Source organism: Streptomyces sp. NPDC003393 (assembly GCF_053589015.1).
Genome location: NZ_JBSFRB010000011.1, coordinates 169552 through 178149 on the forward strand (window position 1 = coordinate 169552; position 8598 = coordinate 178149).

At 71.4% G+C, this 8598-nt stretch carries 9 protein-coding genes; 4 read left to right on the forward strand and 5 right to left on the reverse strand.

Annotated features, from left to right (window positions below):
* The first annotated feature begins 24 nt into the window (after positions 1 to 24).
* From ACWDUZ_RS14615 to ACWDUZ_RS14630, 4 genes are all read left to right on the forward strand, one after another.
* Entirely contained in the window at positions 25 to 948 is a 924-nt protein-coding gene (locus ACWDUZ_RS14615; RefSeq protein WP_451632155.1) for an IclR family transcriptional regulator, read from the forward strand.
* A 488-nt stretch (positions 949 to 1436) separates the two neighbouring features.
* Positions 1437 to 2498 (forward strand): Rieske 2Fe-2S domain-containing protein, encoded by a 1062-nt coding sequence (locus ACWDUZ_RS14620; RefSeq protein ID WP_451632156.1) that lies wholly within the window; start codon positions 1437 to 1439, stop codon positions 2496 to 2498.
* The gene (locus ACWDUZ_RS14625; RefSeq protein ID WP_451632157.1) at positions 2495 to 2728 is read left to right on the forward strand and encodes a hypothetical protein; all 234 of its coding nucleotides are present in this window, start codon (positions 2495 to 2497) and stop codon (positions 2726 to 2728) included. Before ACWDUZ_RS14620 ends, ACWDUZ_RS14625 begins: the two co-directional genes overlap by 4 nt.
* 29 nt (positions 2729 to 2757) lie before the next feature.
* A complete protein-coding gene (locus ACWDUZ_RS14630; RefSeq protein ID WP_451632158.1) occupies positions 2758 to 3726 on the forward strand; it encodes a PDR/VanB family oxidoreductase in 969 nt (322 codons plus the stop codon).
* Positions 3727 to 3894: 168 nt separating this feature from the next.
* Here the strand turns inward: ACWDUZ_RS14630 and ACWDUZ_RS14635 are convergent, their stop codons facing one another.
* The 5 genes from ACWDUZ_RS14635 to ACWDUZ_RS14655 form a co-directional block, all read right to left on the reverse strand.
* Positions 3895 to 4893, reverse strand: a complete 999-nt coding sequence (locus ACWDUZ_RS14635) for a L,D-transpeptidase (protein ID WP_451632159.1) — start codon at positions 4891 to 4893, stop codon at positions 3895 to 3897.
* A gap of 363 nt (positions 4894 to 5256) precedes the next feature.
* The gene (locus ACWDUZ_RS14640; protein ID WP_451632160.1) at positions 5257 to 5562 is read right to left on the reverse strand and encodes a hypothetical protein; all 306 of its coding nucleotides are present in this window, start codon (positions 5560 to 5562) and stop codon (positions 5257 to 5259) included.
* 452 nt (positions 5563 to 6014) lie between these two features.
* Complete coding sequence (locus ACWDUZ_RS14645) at positions 6015 to 6998, reverse strand: tetratricopeptide repeat protein (protein WP_451632161.1); 984 nt, start codon at positions 6996 to 6998, stop codon at positions 6015 to 6017.
* Positions 6999 to 7093: 95 nt separating this feature from the next.
* Complete coding sequence (locus tag ACWDUZ_RS14650) at positions 7094 to 7933, reverse strand: SDR family NAD(P)-dependent oxidoreductase (RefSeq protein WP_451632162.1); 840 nt, start codon at positions 7931 to 7933, stop codon at positions 7094 to 7096.
* A 371-nt stretch (positions 7934 to 8304) separates the two neighbouring features.
* On the reverse strand, positions 8305 to 8598 hold a 294-nt coding region (locus ACWDUZ_RS14655), incomplete at its 5' end, for a transglycosylase SLT domain-containing protein (protein WP_451632163.1).

The following is an 8598-nucleotide window of genomic DNA, read 5'->3' on the forward strand; positions in this document are numbered from 1 at the left end:
CACGACCGCAGACCGGGACAGCCGGTGATCGCAGGCAATGAGGGCAGCGCCTTGGAGGATCCGCTGGTCAGTGAGCAGCAGCACGCCGAGCGGGGCCGGAAGCGCAGGAACGCGTCGGGAGCCGGGCCGGACGATCCGAAGGCCGGGCCGGCGGGGACCCCGGCCCGTGCCGGCCCGGTGCGCCGCGGCCCGGAGACGGGTACGGGCACAGGGCCGGTGCTGGGCCGTGCGCTGCAGATCCTCGGTGCGTTCAGTGCCGGTTGCCCGGAGATGACGTTGAGCGCACTGGCACGGCGGTCCGGGCTGCCGGTGTCGACCGTGCACCGCATGCTCGGCGAGCTCCTCGCCTGGGGCGCCCTGGAGCGCGGGGACGACGGCTGCTATCGGGTCGGCCTGCGGCTGTGGGAGGTGGCCTCCCTCGCGCCGCGCGGCCAGGGCCTGCGCGAACGAGCCCTGCCCTTCCTGGAGGACCTCTCCCAGATCACCCGCGAGAACGTCCAACTCGCCGTGCGGGAAGGCACCGAGGTGGTCTATGTGGAACGCATCGCGGGATCGGGTGCGGTACCCGTGCTCAGCCGGGCCGGTGGACGGTTCGCCCTCACGGCCACCGGCGTCGGGCTCGTCCTGCTCGCGCACGCACCCGTCGACGTGCAGGAGACGGTGCTGGCCGGCCCGTTCGAGCGCTACACCGAGCGGACGCTCACCCACCCACGCGAGGTGCGGTCCGTACTCGCCGCGGTACGGGCCAACGGCTATGCGGTCAGCGACCGTCAGGTCACCATGGACGCCCTGTCGGTCGCCGCCCCGGTGTACGGCGGCGGCGGTCAGGTGGCCGCCGCGGTCTCCTTGGTGGTACGGCACGGCAGCGCCTCCCCGCACGCGCTGGCCCGGCTGGTCCTCACCAGCGCCCGTGCGATCTCCCGCGCCGTCGCCGCTCCCAGGGGCTGAGCGCAGATGCGGCGAGCGCCGTCCGGCTCCGTCGCGCAGAAGTTTCCCGGCATCCGGAAAGCCCGCTGGTCACCGGCCCGGGCCGTCCCCAGGATGGTGCGCACCGGTCGACGCCCGGCCCACGGTCCACCGGGACCGCAGCGCTCGTCTGCGTGCAGGGTGTCGACGCCCGCCGCGCAGTCGACAACGGAGTGCTGCCATGGTTCCGCCACGCTTTCCGTCTCGCCCGGGAGCCGTCCGGTGAACCGCTCGCCGTGCCCCGCCCTCGGCAAGGGGCGGACGAGTGGCTCCGGCCGCGTCCTCATGCACCTGGACGCCCCGTGCGTCGCCGCCTGGACGAACCGGATCGGCCGCACGGTCAGCGCGTTCGCCGTCGCCTCTGATGGTCTTTGCCCGCTGCCGCCTCCCGCCATCGGCGGACGGCCCGTGCCTGCCGCCGCGGCCCCGGCCGCCGGTGCCCCCGATACCGACACCCCGAGGAGACTTCGATGACAGCTTTCGTGCGCAATCAGTGGTACGTCGCCGCCTACGGCCGTGAGGTCGGACGCGAACTGCTCGGGCGCACCGTGCTGGGCGAGCCGATCCTGCTGTACCGCACCGAGGACGGCCGTGCCGTGGCGATGTCCGACCGCTGCGTGCACCGCCGCTTCCCGCTGTCGCAGGCACCGAGCCGGCTGGACGGCGACCGCGTGGTGTGCGGCTACCACGGGTTCACCTATGGCACCGACGGCACGTGCGTCTCCGTGCCCGGGCAGCAGCGGATCCCGCGCACCGCACGCCTCGCCGCCTACCCGGTGATCGAGCAGGACTCCTTCGTATGGGTGTGGATCGGTGACCGGGAGCCGGGCGACGCACGGCCACCGCGCGCCCCATGGCTGGACTCGCCCGACCACACCGTGGTGTCCGGCATGGAACCGATCGACGGCGACTACGGCCTGCTGGTGGACAACCTGATGGACCTGTCCCACGAGACGTATCTGCACGGCGGCTACATCGGTACCCCCGAGGTGGCCGACACTCCCATCACCACGGAGGTCGACGACGCCGCCGGGATCGTCCACGTCAGCCGGCACATGGACGACGCCGAGTGCCCGCCGTTCTACGCGAAGTCCACCGGTATCGAGGGCCGGATCACCCGCTGGCAGGACATCGAGTACCACGCTCCGGGCCTGTACCTCCTCCACTCGCGTATCGCCCCGGTCGGCGCCCCCGCCCCGGGTGCCGACGGCAGCGATCCGCACGCCTTCCACGTCGAGGTCGTCTACGGCATCACCCCGTCGACGGAGCGGGCCACCTACGACTTCTGGGCGGTGGCCCGGGACTTCGCACTGGAGGACCAGCAGGTCAGCGACTTCCTCAGGGAGAGCAACCACACGGTCGTCATGCAGGACGTGGTCGCCCTCAACGTGCTGCAGAAGGCCCTGGACACCGAGAAGGCCGGCTACCAGGAGCTGAGCATCAACGTCGACACGGGCGGCCTCGCCGCCCGCCGGATCCTCGCCCGGCTGGCGCGTGCCGACGCAGAGCAGCAGGCGGAGACCGTGCGGTGAACGCAATCCACCCGCTCACGCTCACGGGCGACCACGTCCACCGTATCCACTGGGTGCCCGGCACCGACCGGCTGCTCGCCGTCTGCCACTGCGGCGCCGAGCGCGAGTTCGAGGATCCGGTGCCGCTGTGGGACTGGCTGCTGGGCCACCCCGACGACCACGGACCCGGCCCGGCTTCGACGCCGGCTCCCGGGCCGGCCTCTCAGCTCCCGCACCAGCCCTTCGCCTGAGGACATCCCGCTCCGGAAAGAGAAACACCATGACCACCACGACGCCTCCGCGCACCGAGGTCGAACTCGACCTGACACTGGCGCGCAAGGAGACCGTCGCCGACGGCGTCGTCCGGCTGACCCTGGCCCACCCCGAGGGCGGGCGACTGCCCGCCTGGGGCGCCGGAGCCCACATCGACCTGATACTCGGTGCCGGTCTGGTCCGGCAGTACTCCCTGTGCGGTGATCCGGGCGACACCTCCGCCTTCCAGGTGGCCGTCCTGCGGGAGGAGACAGGCCACGGCGGCTCCCGGCACGTGCACGACTCGCTGGCCGAGGGCGACACGGTCCGGATCCGCGGTCCGCGCAATCACTTTCCCCTGGTCGACGCGGTCCGCTACCTGTTCGTCGCCGGCGGTATCGGCATCACCCCGCTCCTGCCGATGATCGCCGCCGCGGAGCAGCGGGGCGCCGACTGGCGGCTGGTGTACGGAGGACGCGGCCGGGCCACGATGGCCTTCGCCGAAGAGCTCCTGCGGGACCACCCGGACCGGGTGGAACTGCGTCCGCAGGACGAGTGCGGACTGCTCGACCTCGACGCACTGCTCGGATCGCCGCGGCACGACACCGCGGTGTACTGCTGCGGTCCGGAAGCCCTGCTCGACGCCGTGGAGCAGCGGTGTGCCCGCTGGCCGGAGGGCGCTCTGCATCTGGAGCGCTTCGTGCCCAAGTCCGGCCGGGACGCCTCGTCGATCCCGTTCGAGGTGGAACTGGCCCAGTCCGGCATGACGTTGACCGTGCCGGCGGACCGTTCCGTCCTGGAGGCCGTCGAGGACGCCGGCGTGACTGTCCTCTCCTCCTGCCGGGAGGGCACCTGCGGCACCTGCGAGACCATGGTCCTGGATGGGACCGTGGACCACCGGGACTCCCTGCTCACCCCTCAGGAGCAGGCCCGCCACGACACGATGATGATCTGTGTCTCCCGGGCCGCCTGCCGGCGCCTGGTCCTCGACCTGTGACCCGACCCGCGCCCTGCTCGTCCCGCTCGATGCCGGACGTACAGGAAAGCGGTCCCCCGCAGGACCGCACCGGACGTCCGACTGCGGCGGTCCCCCGCCTCGGTCCACGCGGCGAGACGCCGCCGAGCGTCATGTCCGGGCCGAGGCCGGCTTCCGGCGGGGCGCCCGTCACAGTGCGGCGGTCGTCTGCTCCCCGGCCGCGCTGCCCGCGAGCCACTGGTCCCATCCCAGGTTGAAGGCGGCGTAGCCGTTGTCGGCCGGAGCCTTCTCGCGGGGTGAGCCGGTGATGGTGACCGGGTCGCCCTGCTTGACCTGGTGGTAGAACCACTTGGCGGCCGACAGCGACAGGTGGACGCAGCCGTGCGAACCGCGGGCGCTGCCACCACCAGGATTGGGGTCGCCGGTCGAGTAGTGCACGTACGTGCCGGACTGGGTGAGGTGGACGTCCCAGGGCAGCGTCAGGTCGTAGTAGTCGGGGCTGCCCTTGTCACAGCTGATGCCGACGCTGCAGGAGGTCATGTGGACCTTCTCCTGCTTGTCGATGACGGCCATCGTGCCGTTCCAGGTGGGGTACTTGGCGCTGCCCGCGTTGATCGACAGGGTGCGCACCGGCTTGCCGTTGCGGGTCACCTTCATGGTGTGGCCGGTCACCGAGACGTCCGCGCGCACGTCGTCGCCGATCGTGAAGGTGTGCGTGTAGCCGTGCACGCCGTAACGTCCGTTGCCGTTGCCGACGCCCTCCATGTCGGCGTCGATCCTCACCTTGGTGCCGGAGGGCCAGTACGACTTGGGCCGCCAGTCGACGCGCCTGTCGCCCATCCAGTGCCAGGCGCCGGCCACCGGCCGGGAGGCGCTCACCTTCATGTGCTTCTCGACCGTGGCTCGCGCCTTCGCAGCCACCGGGTTGCTGAAGACCACCGAGATCGGCATGGCCACGCCGACCGTGGTGCCCGTCCGCGGGGTGATCGTGTCCAGCAGCATCGGCGGGCCCGAGGGCTTCTTCGGAGTCGGCGAGGCGCTCGCGCCGGTGCTCGCGCTCGGCCTGTCCGACGCCTTCGCGTCGCCTCCGCTCGCCTTGTCGCCGCCACCTCCGCCGCACGCAGCCGCGCCCACCATCATCGCGACCGTGACCAGTGCGATCCCTATACCACCCCTGCGCCGTCCCACGACCTGCCCCGCTCTCTCGCTCCCCGGCCCTGAGGGGCCCGACTTTCTCTCAGACGGCAGCGGCACGGGCCGCAGTTGCGCGCGATACGCCAGCATTTTGTGACCCACATCACTAAGACCTCGACTGCGTGCAGTCGGCGCGTCGATCGCCAGGGTGTGTCCCTTCCCGGCTGTCCTGTGTCGTGAAGCCGACTTCGAACCGCGCTCGGCCGAGTCGGCCGCCGGCACGATCTATGACCTGCTCGTGGCCGGCGGTCGAAGAAACCGCAGCAATCTTCGGCCCCCGGCGGCGTGCGACCGTCGTGCCCGCCATGAGGACGGAGGTGTAATCGGCCCCGTGTCACAGCAGGCTGTCAGGGCGAGTTAGTGGTGACCGAGGTGGTGACGGTGATCCCGGTGACGGTTGGGGTACCAGCCGTGGTGCCAGCCCCGGTTCCGGTCGTGATGGCGGCCGTGGTGCCGGCCCCGGTCCCGGTCGCCGAAACGACCGTGGCGACCGTCGTGGTCGCCCCTGACGGCCTCCGAACGATGGCTGTGCGAGTGAGTCCTTCCGTTGTCGCGGTGATGGTCGCTTCCGGCGGCGAGGGCCGGCATGGCGGCCGCGCCGATGAGGAAGCCCGAAGCCACGAAGGTGGCGATCAGGCGGGCCGTCGTACGAGACACAGACATGAAGCTGTCCTCTCATGTGCGTGCACACCCTGGTCGAGGCAAGGAGTGCGATGCGAATCCCGGCTCGGTGCCGAGGCCCCACACTGTGGCCCTCCTCGGCAGCACAAGATCGGTGAACGGACTCACGTTACAAAATGCGGATATGTCCGTAACGCTCGCTTGTACAGGCCATCGATCGGGACAATGACACGCTGTCGGTTCTGCCCCTGCTCCAGAACCGCGCTGTGACGGGGCGGGCGCAGCTGACGGTACGTCACACCCGCGAGTGTCTCGTGGCGTCGAATCCTGCGAACGGCCCAACGGCTTCCGTAACGACGGCGGGCCTCCGTTCGGGCGACCGTCGCGGTGGGCGCCGATCCTGTCGATCGGCCCGCCGGGCATGCCGGCCCGCGCAGCGACGCGGGGTGCCGCGCGTTCGCTGCGAGAACTGTCGCGCGGCGGGGAGCGGAACCTCAGCCGTTCTGGACGCGGCGGGCCGCGGCCACGAGCCCGGCGGGCAGAGCGGGCCCAGCACACGCGTGATCGATCAGCAGGTCCCGGTAGGAGTCCTTCGGCAGCTCCGGCGCCAGTTCGATGAGCTCGTTCAGTGCGTCAGGTGAACCGGTGAGCCGGGCCCGGTAGGCGGCCCCGGCCGCGCGGAGGGTGAGGTCCGCGGGCTCGTGTCGCGTTCCCTCCTCGATCAGCCGGACCGCGGCGGCGAAGTCGCCCTGCTCGGCGCGCACATCGGCCAGGTCGAGGTAGAGCGACCAGTTGGCCGGGTCCAGGGCAAGAGCCCGCTCGAACGCCGCCGCCGTCTGTTCGGGCTCACCCAGCTTGCGCCACGTGCCCGCTCGTACGACTTCCGTCATCATGACCCGCTCGACGGAGTCCGCCTGGTCGCAGAGGGCGAACGACGCATCCGTGAGACCGCATGCGCGCAACAGGATCGCCATCCTGGCCAACGCCTCCGGCACCGGCCGGCGCGCGGACACCAGGTCGATGGCGCGGAACCAGGGACGGAACCGTTCCCGCATGAGCGCGGTGTCCAGCGGATGGCCGCGGTCCATCGTCCGCATCGCGGCTTCGGCCAGCGCGTCGGCACTCACCGCGCCGAGAAACCTCTCGTCGCCGAACCACGGCGCCTCGGCCCACGCGATGTCGGGTCGCGCACCCGTGACCGATCCGATGGCCAGCGCCGCGGTGTCCATGTCGTCCTGGAGGAAGCTGACGTACGACCGCGCCAGTACCGTCCTCAAGGTGCTGGACCCCTGAACGACCTCGGCCAGCTCCGACGGCTTGTCCGCCCAGAGCTCGGCCAGTACCTCATAGGGCTCCGGGTTCTCCGGGGCCGCGGCGATGGCATTGGCCAGATGGTGGACTGCTGCCGCCGTGCTGCCCCCACAGTGGGCCATCACCCGTGCGAGACCTACTCCGGCCGCCACCGTTCGATTCGACATCGTCCGAGGGTATCCGCGCGCCGAGGGCACGCAGAAGGCACCCCGAGGCGAGCGGTTCGCCGTGCGCGACCGGTCAGGCGGGCCCGCATCGCGGTTCAGTCCCGCGAGCGTTCCGCGACGCGGTAGCGGGGGGCCAAGCTGCGGCCGGAGCTGTTGCGGAGGGCGAGTTCCGCGTCGATCAGCCGGGTCACGGCGTCAGGGTCCTGCATGCCGGGCACGCACACCACTTCCCCGGCTTCCAGGGCGGCCAGGGAGGCGGTGACCACATCGGCGGCCGGCATCCCACCGTCGTCGTGGACCCGCGCTTCCCCGGGCACGGGAGCATCCCCCGTGCCGAGGTGGAACTCGGTGGCGGTGAGTCCGGGACAGACGACCTGGACGCGCACCGGCGTGCCGGTCAGTTCGGCGGCGAGCGTCCTGCTGAACGCCACCACGTACCCCTTGGTGCCCCCGTAGACGGCCCGGTGCGGCAGCGGACCCGGCGGCAAGGATCCCGCGAACGCCAGAAGCGAGGCGACGTTGACGATCGCGCCACTGCCGCGCGCCAGCATGTGCGGGACGGCCGCGCGGGTCAGCACCGTCGGCGTCACGACGTTCACGTCGATCACCTTGGTGAGCAGGGCGGGATCGACCTCGGCGAAGTGCCCGTAGCCGTTGATTCCGGCGTTGTTCACCAGCAGTTCCACGTCGTCGGCGGCGACCCGGTCCGCGACCCGGGCGAGGTCCGGCGACCGGGCGAGATCGGCCTCCGTCGACTCCACCCTGACCCCGGTCTCCTCACGCAGCCGACCCGCCAGGGCGTCGAGCCGCTCGGCACGCCGGGCGACCAACACCAGGTCCCGGCCCCGCCGGGCCAGCCGGATGGCGTACTGCGCACCGATGCCGGAGGACGCTCCGGTCACCACGGCCGTATCCGCCGTCTCGTCGGATGCCATGTGCAGGCCCCTCTGTTCGACGACCCACCTTCAGTCGGCAGGGCCGGCAGCCCCCGCCTCCGTCGCCGCAGCCGGGTTTCCCGCCGTCGCCCGGCGAAACCCGGGCCGGTACGCCCGCCGGGCGACGGGGGTACTGGGGGCTCGCCACGGGTCCGACCACCCTTACGAGGCCCTGGCCCCGAGCACGGCGGGCGGAGCGTCTGCCGCCGCCGATGTCGTCTGCGGTCCACCGGGGCACAAGCGGGGCGGGCCGCGGGCGTCGGCGTGCGGTGGGGTGTTGGTGGTGGGTGTGCCGAAGGCCGGTGTCGGCAGTGGGTGTTGCTGTCGGTGCCGGCCTTGGGGGTGTGGGGGTGTTGTTGGGGTGTCTGGGGTCAGTAGGCGGAGTTGACGTTGTCGATGGAGCCGTAGCGGTGGGCGGCGTAGTTGGCTGCGGCGGTGATGTTGGCGACGGGGTCGGTGATGTTCTGGGAGGTGCCGTCGACGTGGTAGGCGTTGAAGGTGGGGTCGATGACCTGGAGGAGGCCCTTGGAGGGGATGCCGTTCTTGGCGTTGACGTCCCAGTTGTTCTGGGCGTTGGGGTTGCCGCTGGATTCGCGCATGATGTTGCGCTTGAGGCCGTCGTAGCTGCCGGGGATGCCCTTGGCCTTCATGATGTCCAGGGACTG

Coding starts and splice junctions, on each gene's coding strand:
- ACWDUZ_RS14640 (WP_451632160.1), bottom strand. CDS start 5,562: ATGTCTGTGTCTCGTACGACGGCCCGCCTGATCGCCACCTTCGTGGCT.
- ACWDUZ_RS14650 (WP_451632162.1), bottom strand. CDS start 7,933: ATGGCATCCGACGAGACGGCGGATACGGCCGTGGTGACCGGAGCGTCC.
- ACWDUZ_RS14645 (WP_451632161.1), bottom strand. CDS start 6,998: ATGTCGAATCGAACGGTGGCGGCCGGAGTAGGTCTCGCACGGGTGATG.
- ACWDUZ_RS14620 (WP_451632156.1), top strand. CDS start 1,437: ATGACAGCTTTCGTGCGCAATCAGTGGTACGTCGCCGCCTACGGCCGT.
- ACWDUZ_RS14630 (WP_451632158.1), top strand. CDS start 2,758: ATGACCACCACGACGCCTCCGCGCACCGAGGTCGAACTCGACCTGACA.